This window comes from Pseudoalteromonas sp. APC 3694 (assembly GCF_030407565.1).
Taxonomy (GTDB): Bacteria; Pseudomonadota; Gammaproteobacteria; order Enterobacterales; family Alteromonadaceae; genus Pseudoalteromonas; species Pseudoalteromonas tetraodonis.
In genome coordinates, this window is sequence record NZ_JASDDE010000007.1 from 80,628 (window position 1) to 99,552 (window position 18,925).

General features: G+C 37.3%; 22 protein-coding genes. 6 read left to right on the plus strand and 16 right to left on the minus strand.

Features of this window, described 5'->3' with window-relative positions; genetic code table 11:
- Positions 1–14 precede the first annotated feature (14 nt).
- Entirely contained in the window at positions 15–446 is a 432-nt protein-coding gene (locus QMA00_RS04445; protein WP_290156176.1) for a DUF3859 domain-containing protein, read from the plus strand.
- A 56-nt stretch (positions 447–502) separates the two neighbouring features.
- Here QMA00_RS04445 and QMA00_RS04450 read toward each other — a convergent pair whose 3' ends face one another.
- The 3 genes from QMA00_RS04450 to QMA00_RS04460 form a co-directional block, all read right to left on the minus strand.
- Positions 503–919 carry a VF530 family DNA-binding protein gene (locus tag QMA00_RS04450; protein ID WP_290156178.1) on the minus strand — a complete coding sequence of 139 codons (417 nt, stop codon included), beginning with the start codon at positions 917–919 and terminating at the stop codon, positions 503–505.
- A gap of 72 nt (positions 920–991) precedes the next feature.
- The gene (locus QMA00_RS04455) at positions 992–1,984 is read right to left on the minus strand and encodes an MDR family oxidoreductase (protein ID WP_290156179.1); all 993 of its coding nucleotides are present in this window, start codon (positions 1,982–1,984) and stop codon (positions 992–994) included.
- 309 nt (positions 1,985–2,293) lie between these two features.
- A complete protein-coding gene (locus QMA00_RS04460) occupies positions 2,294–2,935 on the minus strand; it encodes a TetR/AcrR family transcriptional regulator (protein ID WP_290156180.1) in 642 nt (213 codons plus the stop codon).
- Positions 2,936–3,298: 363 nt separating this feature from the next.
- Here QMA00_RS04460 and rmf point away from each other — a divergent pair, with 363 nt between their 5' ends.
- A complete protein-coding gene (gene rmf / locus QMA00_RS04465) occupies positions 3,299–3,469 on the plus strand; it encodes a ribosome modulation factor (protein WP_008114656.1) in 171 nt (56 codons plus the stop codon).
- Positions 3,470–3,532: 63 nt separating this feature from the next.
- Here rmf and fabA read toward each other — a convergent pair whose 3' ends face one another.
- Positions 3,533–4,048 (minus strand): bifunctional 3-hydroxydecanoyl-ACP dehydratase/trans-2-decenoyl-ACP isomerase, encoded by a 516-nt coding sequence (fabA, locus tag QMA00_RS04470; RefSeq protein ID WP_010389976.1) that lies wholly within the window; start codon positions 4,046–4,048, stop codon positions 3,533–3,535.
- Between the two features lie 195 nt (positions 4,049–4,243).
- Here fabA and QMA00_RS04475 point away from each other — a divergent pair, with 195 nt between their 5' ends.
- The 3 genes from QMA00_RS04475 to QMA00_RS04485 are packed head-to-tail and all read left to right on the plus strand — an operon-like array spanning position 4,244 to position 6,352.
- Positions 4,244–5,101: a 6-carboxytetrahydropterin synthase gene (locus QMA00_RS04475; RefSeq protein ID WP_290156182.1), complete on the plus strand. Its 858-nt coding sequence runs from the start codon at positions 4,244–4,246 to the stop codon at positions 5,099–5,101.
- Positions 5,094–5,912 (plus strand): M23 family metallopeptidase, encoded by an 819-nt coding sequence (locus QMA00_RS04480; RefSeq protein WP_138563251.1) that lies wholly within the window; start codon positions 5,094–5,096, stop codon positions 5,910–5,912. The genes QMA00_RS04475 and QMA00_RS04480 overlap by 8 nt, the downstream gene beginning before the upstream one ends.
- A 5-nt stretch (positions 5,913–5,917) precedes the next feature.
- Positions 5,918–6,352 (plus strand): acyl-CoA thioesterase, encoded by a 435-nt coding sequence (locus QMA00_RS04485; protein ID WP_008114650.1) that lies wholly within the window; start codon positions 5,918–5,920, stop codon positions 6,350–6,352.
- Between the two features lie 184 nt (positions 6,353–6,536).
- Here the strand turns inward: QMA00_RS04485 and QMA00_RS04490 are convergent, their stop codons facing one another.
- From QMA00_RS04490 to QMA00_RS04540, 11 genes are all read right to left on the minus strand, one after another.
- Positions 6,537–7,859: a Na+/H+ antiporter family protein gene (locus QMA00_RS04490; RefSeq protein ID WP_290156185.1), complete on the minus strand. Its 1,323-nt coding sequence runs from the start codon at positions 7,857–7,859 to the stop codon at positions 6,537–6,539.
- Positions 7,856–9,829: a DUF3488 and transglutaminase-like domain-containing protein gene (locus QMA00_RS04495; RefSeq protein WP_290156186.1), complete on the minus strand. Its 1,974-nt coding sequence runs from the start codon at positions 9,827–9,829 to the stop codon at positions 7,856–7,858. Before QMA00_RS04495 ends, QMA00_RS04490 begins: the two co-directional genes overlap by 4 nt.
- The gene (locus tag QMA00_RS04500) at positions 9,822–10,583 is read right to left on the minus strand and encodes a DUF58 domain-containing protein (RefSeq protein WP_290156188.1); all 762 of its coding nucleotides are present in this window, start codon (positions 10,581–10,583) and stop codon (positions 9,822–9,824) included. The genes QMA00_RS04495 and QMA00_RS04500 overlap by 8 nt, the downstream gene beginning before the upstream one ends.
- 232 nt (positions 10,584–10,815) lie before the next feature.
- Positions 10,816–11,721, minus strand: coding sequence for a MoxR family ATPase (locus tag QMA00_RS04505; protein ID WP_138626588.1), 906 nt, complete (start codon positions 11,719–11,721; stop codon positions 10,816–10,818).
- A gap of 8 nt (positions 11,722–11,729) precedes the next feature.
- Positions 11,730–12,113 carry a response regulator gene (locus QMA00_RS04510; RefSeq protein WP_290156191.1) on the minus strand — a complete coding sequence of 128 codons (384 nt, stop codon included), beginning with the start codon at positions 12,111–12,113 and terminating at the stop codon, positions 11,730–11,732.
- 356 nt (positions 12,114–12,469) lie between these two features.
- Positions 12,470–12,895 carry a DUF1090 domain-containing protein gene (locus QMA00_RS04515; protein WP_083703505.1) on the minus strand — a complete coding sequence of 142 codons (426 nt, stop codon included), beginning with the start codon at positions 12,893–12,895 and terminating at the stop codon, positions 12,470–12,472.
- 27 nt (positions 12,896–12,922) lie between these two features.
- A complete protein-coding gene (locus tag QMA00_RS04520) occupies positions 12,923–13,891 on the minus strand; it encodes an ATP-dependent 6-phosphofructokinase (RefSeq protein ID WP_076921250.1) in 969 nt (322 codons plus the stop codon).
- Between the two features lie 191 nt (positions 13,892–14,082).
- Complete coding sequence (locus tag QMA00_RS04525) at positions 14,083–14,655, minus strand: tRNA-(ms[2]io[6]A)-hydroxylase (RefSeq protein ID WP_076921252.1); 573 nt, start codon at positions 14,653–14,655, stop codon at positions 14,083–14,085.
- Between the two features lie 74 nt (positions 14,656–14,729).
- Positions 14,730–15,362, minus strand: coding sequence for a sulfotransferase (locus QMA00_RS04530; protein ID WP_076921254.1), 633 nt, complete (start codon positions 15,360–15,362; stop codon positions 14,730–14,732).
- 6 nt (positions 15,363–15,368) lie between these two features.
- On the minus strand, positions 15,369–16,043 hold the full coding sequence (locus QMA00_RS04535; RefSeq protein WP_254843629.1) for a transporter substrate-binding domain-containing protein: 675 nt from the start codon (positions 16,041–16,043) through the stop codon (positions 15,369–15,371).
- Positions 16,044–16,282: 239 nt separating this feature from the next.
- Positions 16,283–16,642: an MAPEG family protein gene (locus tag QMA00_RS04540; RefSeq protein WP_076921410.1), complete on the minus strand. Its 360-nt coding sequence runs from the start codon at positions 16,640–16,642 to the stop codon at positions 16,283–16,285.
- Positions 16,643–16,762: 120 nt separating this feature from the next.
- Here QMA00_RS04540 and QMA00_RS04545 point away from each other — a divergent pair, with 120 nt between their 5' ends.
- Entirely contained in the window at positions 16,763–18,124 is a 1,362-nt protein-coding gene (locus tag QMA00_RS04545; RefSeq protein ID WP_076921258.1) for a DUF2254 domain-containing protein, read from the plus strand.
- Between the two features lie 86 nt (positions 18,125–18,210).
- On the opposite strand, the gene QMA00_RS04550 is transcribed toward QMA00_RS04545, so the two are convergent.
- Positions 18,211–18,921, minus strand: coding sequence for an SIMPL domain-containing protein (locus QMA00_RS04550; RefSeq protein ID WP_076921260.1), 711 nt, complete (start codon positions 18,919–18,921; stop codon positions 18,211–18,213).
- Positions 18,922–18,925 lie beyond the last annotated feature (4 nt).

An 18,925-nucleotide genomic window follows, 5' to 3' on the forward strand; every position in this document is an offset into this window, starting at 1 on the left:
AAATAGAAATTTCAATGGCAAAATCTAAACCACAAATTACATTAGAAAGTTACGGTATATATTCCAAATGGGACAAAGCTGACAAAGCGTTACCACAAATCACGCAATTCACTACGCAAGTAAAAGCAGAACTTGATGTAGAATTTGGTTTAATAGTAAATATCAAAAAAGCGAAAGGCGAAAAACTACATTATTGTATTTATCATCCCGGTATTATAGATACCAATGGCGAAGTAATGCTGCCTTTTGAGGGGAATGTATATGTTAAAGATAACGATTGGTCGTTTTATTTAGGGGATACGGTATGGGAGCCTATAGAAGATAAAATAGGTAACTGGCGTATGACCTTATCATTAGCAGGAAAAGTCATTGCTGATAAGACATTTAATCTTATCAATGAAAAAACCAAAACAGAAGACGACTTTTGGAAACACCGAGGCTATTAATTTCTTCATTAAGCAAAAAAAGCTAACAATAAAGTTAGCTCTTTTATGAAATTAGCTTAGTTACCCCAAGGGTTACTTGAATTTGAACGTTGTTTACGAGTACGGGCACGTTGCTTGGCTGCTTTTTTCTCTTGAATACGCTTAGCATCAGAAAAGCTTAACTCGCATGGTTCACCCGGTTTGTCACCTTCAGGGATAATACGGTCGCGTGGCGGTAGTTCGTATTGTACGTCATCTGGGCGAGGTAAGTTTTTAAGACGGTACAAATAGAAATTATCTACTTTTTGTTGTGCCCACTCGGTTTTACGCAAAAATTTAACTGCAGATTTAATGTCAGGGTTATTTTTAAAGCAGTTAAGTTGTAAGTAGGCATGCAGGAGTTCCCACCCATATTGCTCAACCAGTTCTTCAACCACTTGCTCTAATTTAACGCCTTGCAGTGGGTTATTACTGAAAAGTTCTTGGTTGTTCATAGGTGTTCTCTCGTTATTAAAAAATCAGCGAACATTATAAATTTAATAACGAGAGTTTAGTAGCAAAAATGCTTAACTTTGACAATTAACCACAACACGACCACGAATTTGGCCCTGCATTAGTTGTTCGGCATTTTCAATGACTTGATCAAGATTTATTTCAGTTGAAATTTTATCCAAGTAATCGGCATTAACTAATGAAGCTAAACGATCCCATGCTTCAACACGATCCGCTTTAGGGCGCATTACGCTATCAATACCCATCAAAGAAATACCACGTAAAATAAATGGTGCCACAGACGCTGGCAAATCCATACCTTGTGCAAGCCCGCAAGCAGTAACAACCCCCCCATATTTAAGTGATGCACAAATATTTGCAAGTGTGTGACTACCTACAGAATCAATTGCAGCAGCAAAGCGTTCTTTTTGCAGTGGTTTACCAGAGTTTGAAAACTCATTCCTATCAATTACATTAGTTGCACCTAATGATTTTAAATAGTCAGCTTGTTCCATGCGACCTGTTGCTGCGGTTACTTGATAACCTAGCTGGCTTAGTAAATAAATAGCAAAACTGCCTACGCCACCATTAGCACCGGTGACTAACACTTCACCTGACTCGGGAGTAACGCCTTGCTTTTCTAGTGCAATAACACTGAGCATTGCCGTATAACCGGCAGTACCAATTTGCATAGCTTGTTTAGGTGATAAGTTAGCGGGTAGGGGAATTAACCAATCACTGCTCAGTGCCGCTTTTTGAGATAAGCCACCCCAGTGCTTTTCGCCAACACCAAAACCATTTAAAATAACGTGGTCGCCACTTTTAAATTCAGCACTGTCGCTGCTAGTCACTGTACCCACTAAATCAATCCCCGGCACCATAGGAAAGCTACGTACAACAGGGCCTTTACCCGTGATGGCTAAGCCATCTTTATAATTTAAGGTACTGTAAAGCACATCAATTAATACATTTTCGTTTGGCAGATCGCCACTGTTTATGGTGCTTAGGGCTGCAGTGTAGTTGTCGTCTTGCTTATCTATAACAATAGCTTTGATAGAATTGCTCATTAGATTTCCTTTTAGACCGATCGTCTTTAAATTAATAATGAAAAATGCATTAACAAGGGTCTGATGACCTTTTTAGATTGAAATTTGTTCAAACTAGGGGCGGTTTAATTGCGGCGCGAGGTTTGTAACCTAGTGGGCTAAGTCAAAACCGAGCAACAAAGAGTAAATCGCCCCTAGGCAGAACCCAAAGGGAAGCGCCTGTTTGGCATTGATGCTGCGTTATCGCTTATTTATGGGGAATAACCACACCACATAGGCTCTGCCTTGCCTAAATACCAAACAGACTGCTGTAAATTTAACCTTGAAAGATCAACAGACCCTAAGTAATGCGCGTAAAAACATTTCTGTGTATAAAGTAAGTGGCTTACTTGATTGGGTTAGTTTAGCTCGCATTACTGCGCCTTCCCAACCCACCCAAAAATATTCACTCATTTGTTCGGTGTTAATGTGTGGATTAATAGTTTGTTGCTGCTGGGCTAAATCTAAACATCGTTTTAATTGTTGTTGCCAAGCGATGTAGCTTTGCATTAAACGAGTTTTAAAGTCGTCACTTAAATGATTAAGCTCTTGATTTAAGTTACCCACCAAGCACCCGCGTTTGTAATCATACTTTTGCATTCCAGCAATTGCGCTTTGTGTGAAATTAACAATGCGCTCAAGTGCGGGGACTTCAGATTGCTCTAGGTAAAATTTAAGTTTATTTATAAAAAAAACGTCGTAGGCATCAACAAGAGCCAAGCCATAGGCTTCTTTACTTTTAAAGTAATGATAAAAGGAGCCTTTAGGTACTTTTGCTTTTTTTAATATGGTGTCGAGCCCGGTGGCACTAAAGCCAAACTCAGTTAAGGTTTCTAAGCCCACACGAATGAGCAGCGCTTTTGTATCGGCACTGTCTCTGGCTATTTTGGGTGGGCGGCCACGCCTAGTTGCAACTGCTGGTGTTTTGTTCATGCTTCATATTAGACCGATCGGTTTTAATTAATCAAGCTTTTATTTGGAATGTTTTTAAAACAGCACTGACGTTCATTTTTTGATTACAAATTAATTGGGAACTTAAGGGGATATTATTAGTCACAAATATGACACTTATGTGTTTTGAACCGATGTATCGGAACATTTTAATAAAGTTAAATTGGTTATAGTTGATCAATAAAATTATTTTTAAATTAATTTATCATTGCATCAGCAGCTTAGTTAAAGTCAAACAAATTAATTGTATTTTGTGTTTGAATTTAACATTTTTGTTGGCTATTTATTAAATGTAGATGAATTTAATGCTACAAAAATATAAATATAAAGGTGAGGATTTTACCGATGAAGAGACAGAAAAGAGATCGTTTAGAAAGAGCTCATTCTCAAGGTTTTAAAGCTGGTTTAGCTGGTCGCTCAAAAGAGCACTGCCCTTATCAACAAGTTGATCCTAAGTCTGAGTGGCTTGGTGGTTGGCGCGAGGCAATAGAAAATCGCAATATGTATAAAACATAAACTCACAACGAATTTAAGCAAAAAAGCCTCTAGTTAGAGGCTTTTTTGTTGCGTGCTTTAAAATTAAAACGCGCTAGTGTCTTGGAATAAGCCTACCTTTAAATCTTTTGCTTCGTAGATCACGCGGCCATCTACTTCTACGGTTCCATCAGCCATACCCATAAACAATTTACGCTTAATAACGCGTTTCATGTCTAGACGGTAGGTTACTTTTTTAGCTGTTGGCAATATTTGACCAGTAAATTTAACTTCACCTACACCGAGTGCACGACCAAGACCAGGACCACCAGACCAACCTAAGAAAAAGCCCACAAGTTGCCACATTGCATCTAAGCCTAAACAACCAGGCATTACTGGGTCGCCTTTAAAATGACAGTCGAAAAACCAAAGGCTAGGATCGATATCTAGCTCTGCAACTATTTGACCTTTACCATGTTCACCACCGTCATCGGTAATTGAAATGATACGATCCATCATTAACATGTTGTCACTTGGCAAACGACAATTTCCTTCACCAAACATTTCACCTTGACCACAAAGGATCAAATCTTCTTTTGTATAGCTATTTTTAGGTTCCATAACACTTTATCTTTGCTTAGAAATTGCCCCGTACTTTAGCGTACACTTGTACGCTAAACAACTCGGAGCAGTTAAAAAATGGTTTAATTATAAGCAATCAGTAAATGCAACTGATTTTAGTATGATTAAACCGCGCAATTACTAACAGAAATCATTATAATTAGGGCTGACTTTTAATCAGTTTAAAGGAAATTTATGACCCTTTTTGTTAACTCACTCACTGTGATTGATTTTTCTTACTTATGCAATAAACGCGGTGCAGTTGGCGAAAGTTGGATTGTTGATTTGACTTTACATGGCAAACTAAATGAAGAGTCTATGGTTTTAGACTTTGGCTTAGTTAAAAAGCAAATAAAAGGCATTATTGATGAGTGTATTGATCACCGTTTAGCTGTTCCAAATAACATAAACGGCAGCATCAACGAGTTTGCTGATCACAAAACATTAGATTGTACATTTGGTGAGAATAAGCACCTTGCAATGAGTGCGCCTCATCAAGCTTTTTGCCTGATAGATACCGATAAGATAACCATTGAGTCGGTTACAGAGTATTTAGTTGCCACAATACTGCCACAGCTTCCTGATAATATTGAAAAAATTGAACTGGTATTAAAGCCTGAGCACAACCAAAGTTTTTACTACCACTATAGCCATGGCCTTAAAAAGCATGATGGTAATTGCCAGCGTATTATTCATGGTCATCGCTCACAAATTGGTATAAGCCTTGGCGGTATTTCTATGCCTCGTTTGCAAAAACAGTGGGCTGATAAATGGCGTGATATTTACTTAGCAACTAGTGAAGATGAAATAAACGCCTCTGAATTAAAACATATCTCAGCTAAAAGTGATGATGTTTGTTTTGCGTATACTGCGGCGCAAGGTTACTTTGAAATGGCTATTAGTGAATCACGTTGCGACATTTTACCAATTGATACCACGGTAGAATGTATTGCTGAGTTTATTGCCGGCCAAGTAAAACTGCAGCATCCAGAAAAAGACGTAAAAATTACCGCTTATGAAGGCGTTGGCAAAGGGTCAATTAGTTATGCTTAAATCCTTATTAGTGTCAGCGTTAATTGCATCATTTAGTTTTAGTGCTTTGGCAGTTGAACTAAAAGGGCATTTAACTCAAGGCGGCTTGGTTACAGGGCAATTAAATAACGCAAAATCGGTTAGCTTAAATGATAAGCCATTAAAGTTATCTGATACTGGCTTATTTGTATTTGGTTTTGGTCGTGATGCAAAACCAAATCACACTTTATCATGGGTTGATAAAAGTGGAAAAAACCACAGCCAAGATTTAGTTATAACCCTTCGTGACTACAACATCGATAAAATAACCGGTGTTGCAAAAAAATATGTATCACCACCAAAAGCGGTCAGTGAACGTATTAGCCGTGAAGCGGTCGCGGTAAGAAAAGCGCGCGCTGTTAACTCTGACCTAGAGTACTTTTTACAGCCTGTGCTTAGGCCTGCTGAGGGCCGTATTTCAGGTGTTTATGGAAGCCAGCGTTACTTTAATGGTGAACCACGCAGACCACACTTTGGTTTAGACATAGCAAATAAAACAGGCTCTCCTGTGTATGCGCCGATCAGCGGTACCGTGGTATTTGCTGAACCAGATTTATATTACTCAGGTGGCACATTAATTTTAGATCATGGTCACGGTGTTACCTCAACTTATATTCATTTAAGCAAGCTAGATGTAAAAGTGGGGGATAAAATTACACAAGGTATGAAAGTGGCTGAAATAGGTGCTACGGGCCGTGTAACTGGCCCGCATTTAGATTGGCGATTTAATTGGCAAGGTGAACGCCTTGACCCTGCATTATTGATGCAAGACACATTAGCAAACAAAAAGTAGAGATTATGACTCAAGTAGAGCGCGAAGCAATTATTGCGCAGCGTATAAAAGATTCGACCACATCGGTAACTAAAGCTGTATTTCCTGGGCGTACTAATCACCACAATACGCTATTTGGTGGTGATGCATTAGCGTGGATGGATGAAGTTGCTTTTATAGCAGCTACCCGTTTTTGCCGTAAGCCATTAGTGACTATTTCATCTGATAGGGTAGATTTTAAAGAGGCTATTCCGGCAGGTTCATTTGCCGAATTAATCTCAAAAGTGTCGCATGTAGGGAATACCAGCCTAAAGGTAGATGTTGAAATATTCCTAGAAACCATGCACAAAGATAATAAGCATTCTGCTATTACGGGTAGTTTTACCTTTGTTGCCGTAGATGATAACCACAGACCAACACCGGTAGTATGCGATAAAATGCTACATGGCTTTGAGTTATAACGCTAAATAGTAAATTAATATAAGCACCAAGTTTTGGTGCTTATATTAAAACCCATTAAGAACACATCATACTTCACCTGTTAGTGCTACAAACTTAGCATTAATGTTTGTTTGGGATAATGAGTAAAAAGGAGGGTGTAAATTTCAAAATAAAAAGGCGTGCACAAAGCACACCTTTTAAAAATTAAAGTGCCATGGCGGCTATCCAGCCGAATACCAATAGCGGTAAATTAAAGTGAATGAAGGTTGGTACCACTGAATCCCAAATATGGTCGTGCTGACCATCAGCATTAAGGCCAGACGTTGGCCCTAATGTAGAATCAGATGCAGGGGAGCCTGCATCACCGAGCGCACCCGCTGTTCCTACTAGTGCAGCGGTTGCCATAACCGAAAAGTTTAATTCTAAACATAAGGGCACAAACAAGGTGGCAATAATAGGCACCGTTGAAAACGAGCTGCCAATTCCCATGGTTATAAATAAGCCGACTAATAAAATTACTGCAGCTGCTATGGGTTTATTACCGTCAAAAATGGCGGCGCTGCTATGGACTAGGCTAGCAACGTGTCCGGTTTCTTTCATTACAGCAGCAAAACCTTGCGCAGAAATCATAATAAAACCAATCATTGCCATCATGGCAACACCCTTACTAAATACGTCGCCGTTTTCTTCCCACTTAACCACACCAAATACACTAAATATAACCACCCCGACTAGGCCACCTAATATCATTGAGCCACTGGCATTTTGAGCGATCAGAGAAGCAAGCACGGCAAATAAACCAACCAGCATTACCTTTTTTGGGTTTTCAACATCAGCTTGTTGGCTTTGAACTGTTAATGCTGTGCTTGTGTATTCGCGGCGTTTTCGATAACTAATAAATAGGGCAATCAACAAGCCGACGAACATGCCAATAGCAGGAATAATCATCGCCATAGGTACGCTGGTATTGACTATTTCAAGGCCATTATCCACTAGGTTTTTATGTAATATAGAGTATAAATAAATTCCACCAAACCCATAAGGGAGTACCATATACGAGGTGGCTAAACCAAAGGTTAAAATACAAGCAATAGCGCGTCTGTCTATTCGCAATTTGTTAAACACCACCAATAACGGGGGAATTAGAATAGGAATAAACGCAATATGAACAGGGACTAAATTTTGTGAAGAAATAGCACAAATCAAAATAATAAACAGAATAAAATAGCTTAGCAGGGTTTCGCTTGAGCCAGTTTGTGCGTTAACTTTTGCCAATAACTTCGCAGCTAAAATACGTGTTAGGCCTGACTTAGAAATTGCCACGGCAAATGCGCCCAACATAGCATAACTTAAAGCAATCTCGGCACCTGACGATAATCCTGAATTAAATGCATCGATGCTTTCTTTCAATCCCATGCCAGCGGTTAATCCGGCAACAAGCGCACTTATTGTCATTGCAACAATCACATTTACACGGACTAAAGTGAGTCCAAGCATTAAAATAACGCCGATAATTACTGCGTTCATAGATTTCTCTGTTTTGTAGATTTAATTAATTTTATCAGATATTTAGCCTGATTTTTACGTTCTTTAGTAAATGGATGCCTTGCATAGCGCACTTGCTTAAATAACTCACAAAAAGCGGTTATTTGTTGCTCTGCATGGGGCGCTTGGTTGCTAATGTGTTCTAAAGTTTGGGTTGGCGTGGCATTTTCAGGATAGCTAATCGCGTGTTTATTAGCCCAACGAATAATTTCATAATACTCATTGACCAGTGGCGGTTGTTTTGTTGAGGCTTTAGGTCTGTTTAAATAAATAAAGTAAGCTGTAAAACTCAAAATTAAAATAATAATAACCCCAAGCGGCACCAGCCAAATAAACTTATTACCAAATAAGGTAGCAAATAAATCTTGTTGTTTGTCTTTATCAAACCCAAGTACCCAACTAGACCATTGATAATCTAAGTTTTCTAATTCAAGTCTAAGCCAATTAATTGCGGCATAGTTACTTAAACTAACGAGTCCAAAGTTAATATTATTTTTAAATTCGTCATTAAGGGTGGTACTTTGTGACAAGGAGCCGTTTAACCGTTCGGGTGCGACAACCGCTGTGGCATCAAATACTTTCCAACCGGCACCGGTATATGCTTCAACCCAGGCATGCGCATCGTATTGACGAATAGTCATATAATCACTGTTTTTATTTAGCTCGCCTCCTAAATAGCCACTGACAACACGCGCAGGAATACCTGCACTTCTAAAAATAAAGGCGGCGGCACTGGCATAATGCCCGCAAAAACCGCGTTTATTATTAAACATAAACTGATCGAGCGTATTTTCGCCGCGCATGGGGGTGGGTGTAAGTGTATAGCTAAATTCATTTTTTGAAAAATAGCTTAAAAGTTGATTAAAAAATTCATCAGCATTGGCGCTATTCTTTTTTAATTGTTGCGCTAACTGCTGAGATTTTTGATTATTACTAACAGTTAATTGGCTATAAAACCGCTGTTGGGACTTATTAAGCGATGTACTAGATAATGGTTCACTATTAACTGCATATTGTAAAACCTTGGATTTATATTGTTGTTTACGTAATAAACCTAAAGTATTGGCAATAACATTGGGGGTTTCACTAGTTGAAAAACCAAGCCCATATAGCCAATCTGAAATAGCAGGCTCAGCTATAACCGTATACTGAGCCTCATTTTCACTCGTACTTTTTTTAGCGGGTAATATCAACGCTTGCTTTAAAAATGAGGATGTTTTCCACGCTGCACCATCAAATTCATCATGTACAATAGCGCGCCAATAATAGGGCTTAGGGGGTGGTGTACCATTAAATTTTGCTCTAAATACCAGTTCATCTGAATTTGATAACTTTGCTATATCAAACGGATCGACTTGTTCAGATAATCCTGTTTGTGCCATTTTGGGCCCAGGTAGTTGCCAAAATGCCGGAAGTTTAGGTAAAAATAATAAAAGTATTACGGCTAAAGGAAAAGCCAGTAGCATAATTTTAGCACTTTGTTTTGAAGAGAGTTTTAAGCTATGACTAGACTCTAATAACCCTAGCACCGCAAAATTTAAAATATATAAAGTGCTTATAACTAAGGTAGTAAAAATGGTTTGGCTAAACAAATATACCGCTGAGAGTGAAAAGAACGTAAGGGTAATGATCAATTGGTAATGCTGTTTTGATTTTGCCTGCAATAATTTAAAAACACACGACAATAACAGCATGGCTACAAACAATACAACGGTATCTTTAAAGCCTATGCTGCTTAGCATAATAATTAAAGCAATGGCGGCCAATCCATTAGCAAACCACGCGTTGGGTTTTTGCTTTTGCTTAACTGTTAAATAAATATTCCAGCCACATAACACACTTAGCATTGCAATAAAGGGCAGGGGTAAGTGCTCTGTAAAAAAACTGACTAGCCCTAAATAAATAAACGATAGAGCAAAGTTGATAACGCGATGGTTTTTAATCTCATTCATTATCATTACCGACTTGGCTTAACGCTTGTAAACAGCGCTGATGATGCAGCTTGCCTGAATTGCTGGCGATTAATTTATTAGGAAGTTTTAAAGAATAATTAATGTCACTTTCAAATGCTTGGCAAACTAAAAAACAGAGTTGCCCTAAACGCTGTTCGGTATCGCCCGTGACTAAGTTAAAATCGAATTGTGCATCGACTGATTTAAAATCACTAAATTGTTTTACAAGTAATTGCTGTGTTTTTGCATAGTGCTTCCATGATATTCGCTGTAACCCCATTTCTGGCAAATGAGTAATTAAACTTTCAAATTCGTCATCACCGTTATGTTTTTCAGTGCCTTCATCGGTATTATTTGCAACTAAGTTTGGGTGTTTTTGATTTGTTGTTTTAATTATTGACGGATAAACATACACCACTTTATTAGGTTGTATATAACTCCACACACTGACTAAACCAAAGGGGTAATTACTGGCAATTTTTATTGGCTTTAACTGATAACAGCCTCGCTTGGTATAAGGTAATGATAATTGACATTTTATTGCTTCATTTTTAACGCGCGTAATGTAACACGCATTTTTAAAATCATTGGGGTAACTTAATGTAACTGATTGACAAGGATCATCGGCTTCTATTTGCCAAACTAGCTGTGGTGTCTGAGGCGCAAAACTGTCAATGGCGCATTTAAAGCTGACAGTTAAACCTCTGGCATTACTGTAGCCCAATAACAATGCAAAAATTATAATCACAAACATTAAATAAGCCATAAACAGAATTAAATTATTTTGATAATTAATCCCCATTACAAAATTTAATGATGCAACAACGCTAAAGTAAACGCCAAGCGTGGATGGTAAAACATAAATAGTATTATGTTTTAAGGTGATGCTATTTTTTTTGTGCTTATTTTTTAATAAGGCCGTTAAAATCGCGCTTTTTATATCGTGAATAAAAGTAGGGCGCTTAAATTTATAAATACGCATTTACCTAAACGGGCACTAAAACATGTTGTAAGATGGCCGCTATTTGTGTATCGCCCGCATCACTATGTAAACCTAATCGATGCTGACACACACTTGAAAAAACAGCTTGTACATCTTCGGGTAATACATAATCACGGCCTTCAATATAGGCCCACGCTTTGGCCGATTTAGCCAGTGCCATACTGGCTCTTGGGGAAAGCGAAGTCGTTAATGTTTGAGACTCACGAGTATAAGTCACTAACTCAATTATATAATCAACCACCGGCGAACTTAGCGTGATATTTGATATAGCATCTTGAATTTGCTTAAGTTGATGTTGTTCAATTCGCTGCGGTAACTGCGAATAGTCACGTTTTTGATTATTTAACAGTAACCGTTTTTCTGCATCTTTAGGTGGAAAGCCTAAGCTTATACGCATTAAAAAACGATCTAATTGCGATTCTGGCAGCGGATAAGTTCCTGCTTGATATAAAGGGTTTTGAGTAGCAATTACAAAAAATGGAGTAGGGAGCGGGTACTTGTCTCCATCTACTGTTACTTGATGTTCTTCCATCGCCTCCAATAAAGCACTTTGTGTTTTAGGACCCGCGCGATTTATTTCATCAGCGAGCACCACTTGGCTGAAAATTGGGCCTTTATGAAATGAAAAACTATGTTCATTATTATTAAATATATTGGTGCCAATAATATCAGCGGGCAATAAATCGCTGGTAAATTGTATACGCTGATAAGATAACCCCAGTACTGCAGCTAATGCATGCGACAAAGTGGTTTTTCCCATGCCAGGTAAGTCTTCAATTAATAAATGGCCTTCACTAAATAAACAGGCTAACGCTAATTTTATTTGTTGTTGTTTACCAAATATAACGGTAGATAGGTCATCAATTATGGTCGTAACAATGTGCTGCATAATTTCCTTTAATCTATGAGTTCTAAACGTTTCATTACCGCATCAACTTTTTGCGCATTAAAGGGCTTAGCTATAAATTCTTTTGCGCCTAGCTCCCAGGTATTTTGCACTGTTTCAAAGCTATTGTGGCCTGAACACATAACAACATGTGCATGAGGGTGTTCGTTGTTAATTGACTCTAAAATTTCAATGCTTTCAGAATCAGGTAAATCAACATCTAAGAATATAACGTTGGGTGATTTTTCAATAAGCAGAGGTTTAGCACAATTAAAATTATCGCACTCAATAATGTCATCAAAACCTAAACCGGCTAATACTTGGCTTAAATCAGCGCGGATCTGTTTAACATCATCAATAATTAAAATTGGTTCGAGTGGGTGTACAAATTCCATATGAATACTTCAATGTTTTTTACGGCTTGTGCTTTAATATTAAGCTAAGCATTAGGGAACCTCAAGGTGATAACTATGAATAACCATAATAGTTGTTTAAAGCCACTTAATGTCCGATACCGTCTAGTATTGGACTTAGTGAGCTTGAAGCTTTTAAAATAGACCGCTGCTTATATATAGATATATAACTACCTATAATTTATATTATGTTAAATACGGTGGAAGTATACTTAATCAAACTAACTGTAGGCAATTACGTCACTTACAAACACGGTATTTTAGCCCTTTTATCGCATAATATTTATATTCAATAAAATGCTCTACTTTATTAAATATAAAAACTCTGTAATGACATTTCAATCAACCAAACTATTTAGCTCATCAATTAATTGCTTAAGCTGTTTAGTTTCGTCGTTTAGCTTTTGCTGATACTTTTCAACTTTGTCATGCTTACCTTGGTGCTTAGCTTTTTTAAGATCGATTTTATATTCTTCAATTTCTGAATTTGTATCATCTATTTTTTGTTGTAACTCTGCTTTTAATCCATCATTGGTACAATATGCGTTTATGTTATTAAGTGCTTTATTGAGACCTGCAACTTTGTGTGAATTACCTTGGCGTTTTGAAGCTAATAACTCGAGGTTAACTTCACAGGCCTTTTTCGCACATCCCGTTAAATCTGCACAATCATCTTTGGCCAATACGACTGTTGAACCGGCTAATAAAAAACTTATTGTAATACCTTTAATAATTTTCATTTTATAATTTTTATTATCTCGCATTGTTTATTACTCCTATTTAATTAGTCGTTAGCGGCAAAATACAGATAACAGCCCTTGCAGCTCTTCATTTATTACATGTTGTTTTACAACATCTTGCATAGAAGTATTTGAAACTGTGTTATTTAAAATACCCACCATTTTAGCGCTTTCTCCAGCACATAAAGCCTTAACACTGTGTACGCCTAATCTTATTGCTAACATACGATCCGCTGCAGATGGATTACCGCCGCGTTGTAAGTGCCCTAGCTTAGTTACGCGCAAATCTATACTGGGATTAACGGTACTTATTTTCTCACATATATGCTCAACGCCAATTTCATCACCTTCAGATACCACCACAATAAAAGCATGCTCACTGTGATAATCACTAATTTTATTCACTAAATAAGTTATGTCTTCATCACTTTCAGGTATTAATATCGAATCGGCGCCAGAGGTTAAACCGGCATAAGTGCCAATATAACCAGAATCACGTCCCATTACTTCAATAACAAACACCCTATTATGTGATTCTGCAGTATCTCTAATATTATCAATACATTGCATTGATGTGTTTACTGCTGTATCAAACCCTAAGGTGTAATCTGTACCCGCAATATCATTATCAATAGTGCCTGGAATGCCTATATACGGTATGTTAGTAATTTGTGATAACCATAAACACCCTCTAAATGAGCCATCTCCACCTATCACAATTAAAGCGTCAATATTATTATGTTCAATTGTAGCTAGTGCTAGATTTCTACCGGCGTCACCTCTAAATCTTTCACTACGCGCTGTTTTTAACACAGTACCACCTAAGTGCATGGTTTGTTGTAGGCTTTTGCAATCAAGTGTCACTAAATCATTATCAATTAAACCCTCAAACCCTTTTCGAACGCCCGACACTTTTATTCCATGTTGTTGAGCGGTTTTTACTATGGAAAATAATGCGGTGTTCATCCCAGGCGCATCGCCCCCTGAGGTTAATACGGCAATGTGTTTAATTGGTTGCATCGGTTCACATCCTTCGACAAGCTAAACTTTAATAATTCATAATAGCTGTTTATGAGTAGGCTGTGTAAAGTAAGCGCAGTAAAGTTGATCTACTTAGGGTTTATTTGATTGTTTAATTAGTATGAAGGGAGCAGTTATAAATTGAAAAGTTGGTATGTTACTTTTGCTTTTAAAACAACATACCGTAATTTTTAATGTAGAGCCGCTGTAAAAGGAATGTTTTTACAAATTTCGGCTTCTATTGTTAGTAGCTCGTCTAAGCGTTCGTCAACTTCTTGCTTATCAAAGTATTCGTAGGCGAGTTCCACAAATAAATTTTTATGTTTTTCTTCTGATTTAGCAATTGCGACATAAAAATCTTTTTCTTTTCCTTCAGGTAGTGCCTCGGCAACTAAAGAAAAACGTTCATGTCCCCTCGCCTCAATTACCCCACCAACTAATAGTCTGTCCATTAAAAAACCGTCACGACCATGCCTAAAGTGTGCACGAATTTGTTTAATGTATGGATCTTTTTTATCATCACCCAAATTAGTATCGCGTTCAATTAATAGTTTAAGCACTTGTTTAAAATGAACTAACTCTTCAAGAGCTAAGTCAGTCATGGCTTTAACTAATTTACGCTTATCCGGATAATGTGAAAGCATTGACATAGCCATGCCAGATGCTTTTTTCTCAGCAGCAGCGTGGTCTTGTAAAAAGGTTTCGAAGTCAGCTAAAACAACTTCGGTCCATTCAAATGGCGTGTGGTATTTTAATTCAAACATAGGGATACAACTTATAAAATAATGCGTGGATTTTAGCGTATTTAAAAATAAAAATCTTTGATCGCGATTTAAATTTAACTTTCATAAGGCAAAAACTTATCAATCCGCCCTTTCGACGTTGACTCAATTTTTAATGGGTGCTTTATATCATTCCATGCAGTGATTTTACCGCCCATGTTCATTTTTTCAAAGCCAGCTAAGCTGCTGGTAATATTTAAAAACTCACATAGCTTATTAAAACTCTCGGGATTTGCTATATCAATGGCTAAAAAATCATTAGGCCGGTCAGCAAAGTAAGCATTAGCACTATTAAAATGAGTGTTATAACAATTAGTTAAATATTCATCCTGATTAATGTTTTCGAGTGAAAAATCACTAAACGTATTTAAGTAACAGCGCTTTAAATGAATATTAAAGCCCCCATCAGCACGCGTTAAATTAGTATGCATACGCACTAAAAGCTGTTTGATTGAAGGCAGCCACGCGCTAAATTCTCGCTTTAAATATATAAATTTAGAACCTGGGTAATATTTATCTAATGTTTGATAATCGTTAAATACAGGTGTGTCTGCGATAGCCACCGCATTTTCAAAACAAGCGTTAGTGTAAGCAGTATGGGCAGTAGGTATACCAAAATCTAAAAATGCATTACATACGCTAGTCGTCCCAGTGCGTGGTAAACCAATAATAAATATTTTTTGTGTCATGGCGTTTTAAATGTCTTTTTCTGAAAACCAAAGTGATGCATCATTAAGGGGTGTTAATGCGGGTAACTGATTGTTTTTTAATTTAATGATAATTTTATTTTTTATATCTGCATGCTCAATCGCACTGCGATGATAAGCCTTAAACAAACGATCAAACTCACCGTTTTTACGCATAATAGCTAAGCCTTTCTCAACCGCTTGCGCTATTTCGGGCTTTTCTTTACTAAAAAAGAAGTAGATTGCACTTGGGTATTGCAACAATAAGTGCGGCACTATCGTGAGGTTAGCAACGGCTTCATCTTTAAAGGTATTGAGCTCAGTTTCAACCTCTAACACAGAACGAGGAAATACATCACCTCGGCCTTTTATCAACATATTAAATAACGAACTATATTCGATTGATGTCGATACAGTTAAACCGTTATCCTGCAGTATTTGTGTGTCAGGCCAATCATGCCCTTGAATAAAGTGTATGCTTTTAAAGTCGCTAAGGGTATTGATGTTTAATAAGGTATTCACTTTATCCTGTGTAGTTACCAAAACACGCCACCCATATAACCCCTTAAATATAGGCACTCTAACGGGTAGTAATTGTTGCTCACGCTGTTTAGAGGTCATGGTCCAAGCTACGTTTATTTCATCATTATGAAGAATTTGCTTTAACGCGCGGCTCTGTGGCATCGAAATACTTGAGGGTTGTAATGTAAAATTTTCTCCGCTGAATTGCAGAGCTGTTCTTAATAGTACTAACGGATATAATATTTCATCTTCACCACTGCGCATTGTTTTGGGGTATACAACATGCAAACTAGAAACGGTGTTTTTGCTATTATTTTCTATTGCCCATGCAAATGATGTCAGCGAACTGAAAAAATAAACACATGTAAAAACAATAGCTAACCGCATAATCGTTTATCTACTTAAAGTAATAACACCGCGCTTATTATCACAATAGCAAAGGTGCTCATCATGCTCAATCCACGTGCCTTTAAATTATTGTTAATAATGGCAGAACCATGAACAACACGGCTGATAAATAATAAACCGCCTAGTGCATGCACATAATGACTAGCTAACCCTTGATACTCCAATAAAAAAACTAAAATTAAGCTAATGGGCACGTACTCAATAAAATTACCATGCGCTCGGGTTGCACGTTCAAGCGCGGTATTACTGCCATTACCTAACGAAATCCCTTCGGCTTTACGTATTTTTATAACATTAACACTCAAATAAATATAATAAAGGGCCAATAAGGCCGCATAGCTAGATATGATCACAGTATAGTCCATTTAATTTTTCAGCAATAATAACACATAAGTTAAGCGGTAAATCAGAAGCTTTATCATGAACTATGCTAGAGTAATTTATACATTGGAATAGTAACAAGTAAGGATAATATGTATTTAAGAACAAAAATCACCAATCACTATCGTGAAATAATAAACAGTATTGGCTTTTATCCCTCACTCCTGTCTGTTGCGTTTTTAATTTTTGCTGTACTCACTATGTCTGTTGAGTATTTAGCCCCTATTGAGCAATTTAAATCATTAATCTCATTTGTATTAGTAGACAGTGCAGAAAACGCACGAACCATATTAAGCACCTTGGCTGGCAGTATTATTTCGTTAACCGTATTTAGTTTTTCTATGGTGATGGTGGTTTTAAATGCGGCCAGCGCTAGCTTGTCACCCAGAGTCGTTCCTGGGCTTATTACCCGTAAATCGCATCAAATGGTATTAGGGTTTTATTTAGGCAGTATTATTTATTCTATTATAATGCTCATTAATATTAATAAGTTAGATAACGGAAATACGGCAATACCCTCATTAGGGGTACTCTTTGCGTTAATTTTTGGTTTGATTTCTTTGGGCTTGTTCGTTTTTTTTATTCACTCTATTTCAAAAGCAATTCAGGTTGATAACGTATTAAATGGTTTATTTAGACAAACCAAACAAGAGATCCAAGACATCATCAACAAACAAGGCGATAACCCCGTTGATAACTTTCCTGAATTTTCAAATTGGCATTCAATAAAAAGTACTACTGAGGGTTACTACAAAGGGGTTCACACAAATAAGCTGTGTGCTATTTTGGCTGAAGAAAAAATAGAACTTTTTATTACCGTTAAGCAAGGTTACTTTACCGTTAAAGGCTACCCGTTCTTAAAGTGTAATAAAGACATTTGTGAAAACGAAGAGTTAATAGAGAAAATTTTAGACTGCTTTATTTTTTATATAGAAGAATACATTAGCGATCATTACCGTTATGGATTAACCCAAATTTCTGAAATTGCTGTAAAAGCAATGAGCCCAGGGATTAACGATCCGGGGACAGCGGTTAAAGCTATTGATATGCTGAGTATTTTATTGATTGCTCGCCTAAAGATTAATGCGATTAACTACGCATATTATCAATCAGAAGAAGCCCCTTTGCTCTATTTCCATGAAACCAGTTTTGATGAATTACTGCACGATAACTTCACTCCTTTGCGTAATTATGCCAAAGCAGATGCCTATGTAATGACCAATGTTATTGAAGCATTTAAAAATATTTTGTTTATTGCCAACGAGGATGTTGAAGCTCGAAACAGTGTGTTTAATTATTTAGGTGCCATTGTTGATGATATTAATCAGCACATTTGTAATGAGTATGACCGGCGAGAAATTAGAAATATGCTACAAGCAATAGTGCGAATTAGTGAGTTACAAGGTAATCAGTTGGTGGCACGTTTTGAGCAGCACCAACCTATTAGCGAGTAGGCTCTGTAGAGATATTTATTCTGCCGAGGGGCAAAGAGTTATCGCTCCTCGGCAGCGCCTATTTGGCATTGAAAGATCATCAAACCCTAATCTATATAATAAATTGCATAGCTTGACGCGCTAATAGTAATTTCACCCGCATGATAGGCATCTGGGACATAATTACCAGGTGCACTGTCTGCCATCATTACTTTTTCACTGCGCATGTACGGTGTAGATGGCATATCAAGCGGGGTTAACGACGCGCTATATAAGCCTTTTAACTCTACATCAAAGTCGTCACTTAGCTCTTTTGCCGCGACTTTGGCTTGTTTAATTGCCATTTTTTGTGCTTTTTTATGCAGCTCATCGTAGTTGCTAGCTAAAAATTGTGTTTGTCTAATTTCATTAATGCCATTATTAACTAAGCTCTGTAGTAATTCAGGGTATTTATTAATTGCAGAGAGTTTAATGGTGAGCGTTCTTGATACTTTAAAGCCAGTAAACTCTTGTCTACCTGTTTCACGATTATATTGGTTATCACGGTATATAGAAATTTGACCGGCATTAATATCCGCATCATCTACCCCTAGTTTTTTTACTAAACTTATTGCACTGGCCATAGTGGTATCGGTTTGTTTTTTTGCTGCAATTAAGTCTTTATCTATTTCAGTAATGCCCACCGTTAATAAAACATGATCCGGCATCGTCGTTACTGAAGCTTCACCTTTAACATAAATATGCGGCTCTTCTGGGGCGTTTCTTGCATAAGCTGATGTACTGAGTAATGCGGCGATTAAAATCGAAAGCGTTTTCATAAGT

Bases quoted from the DNA above. Each gene is read 5' to 3' on its own strand.
- QMA00_RS04550 (WP_076921260.1), bottom strand. From the start codon at position 18,921: ATGAAAACGCTTTCGATTTTAATCGCCGCATTACTCAGTACATCAGCT.
- QMA00_RS04480 (WP_138563251.1), top strand. From the start codon at position 5,094: ATGCTTAAATCCTTATTAGTGTCAGCGTTAATTGCATCATTTAGTTTT.
- QMA00_RS04535 (WP_254843629.1), bottom strand. From the start codon at position 16,043: ATGCCACAGAGCCGCGCGTTAAAGCAAATTCTTCATAATGATGAAATA.
- QMA00_RS04510 (WP_290156191.1), bottom strand. From the start codon at position 12,113: ATGGAATTTGTACACCCACTCGAACCAATTTTAATTATTGATGATGTT.
- QMA00_RS04500 (WP_290156188.1), bottom strand. From the start codon at position 10,583: ATGTTTGTGATTATAATTTTTGCATTGTTATTGGGCTACAGTAATGCC.
- QMA00_RS04525 (WP_076921252.1), bottom strand. From the start codon at position 14,655: ATGTTTGAATTAAAATACCACACGCCATTTGAATGGACCGAAGTTGTT.
- QMA00_RS04505 (WP_138626588.1), bottom strand. From the start codon at position 11,721: ATGCAGCACATTGTTACGACCATAATTGATGACCTATCTACCGTTATA.
- QMA00_RS04460 (WP_290156180.1), bottom strand. From the start codon at position 2,935: ATGAACAAAACACCAGCAGTTGCAACTAGGCGTGGCCGCCCACCCAAA.
- QMA00_RS04485 (WP_008114650.1), top strand. From the start codon at position 5,918: ATGACTCAAGTAGAGCGCGAAGCAATTATTGCGCAGCGTATAAAAGAT.
- QMA00_RS04545 (WP_076921258.1), top strand. From the start codon at position 16,763: ATGTATTTAAGAACAAAAATCACCAATCACTATCGTGAAATAATAAAC.
- QMA00_RS04515 (WP_083703505.1), bottom strand. From the start codon at position 12,895: ATGCGAGATAATAAAAATTATAAAATGAAAATTATTAAAGGTATTACA.
- QMA00_RS04455 (WP_290156179.1), bottom strand. From the start codon at position 1,984: ATGAGCAATTCTATCAAAGCTATTGTTATAGATAAGCAAGACGACAAC.
- QMA00_RS04450 (WP_290156178.1), bottom strand. From the start codon at position 919: ATGAACAACCAAGAACTTTTCAGTAATAACCCACTGCAAGGCGTTAAA.
- QMA00_RS04445 (WP_290156176.1), top strand. From the start codon at position 15: ATGGCAAAATCTAAACCACAAATTACATTAGAAAGTTACGGTATATAT.
- QMA00_RS04475 (WP_290156182.1), top strand. From the start codon at position 4,244: ATGACCCTTTTTGTTAACTCACTCACTGTGATTGATTTTTCTTACTTA.
- QMA00_RS04530 (WP_076921254.1), bottom strand. From the start codon at position 15,362: ATGACACAAAAAATATTTATTATTGGTTTACCACGCACTGGGACGACT.
- QMA00_RS04490 (WP_290156185.1), bottom strand. From the start codon at position 7,859: ATGAACGCAGTAATTATCGGCGTTATTTTAATGCTTGGACTCACTTTA.
- QMA00_RS04520 (WP_076921250.1), bottom strand. From the start codon at position 13,891: ATGCAACCAATTAAACACATTGCCGTATTAACCTCAGGGGGCGATGCG.
- fabA (WP_010389976.1), bottom strand. From the start codon at position 4,048: ATGGAACCTAAAAATAGCTATACAAAAGAAGATTTGATCCTTTGTGGT.
- rmf (WP_008114656.1), top strand. From the start codon at position 3,299: ATGAAGAGACAGAAAAGAGATCGTTTAGAAAGAGCTCATTCTCAAGGT.
- QMA00_RS04495 (WP_290156186.1), bottom strand. From the start codon at position 9,829: ATGAATGAGATTAAAAACCATCGCGTTATCAACTTTGCTCTATCGTTT.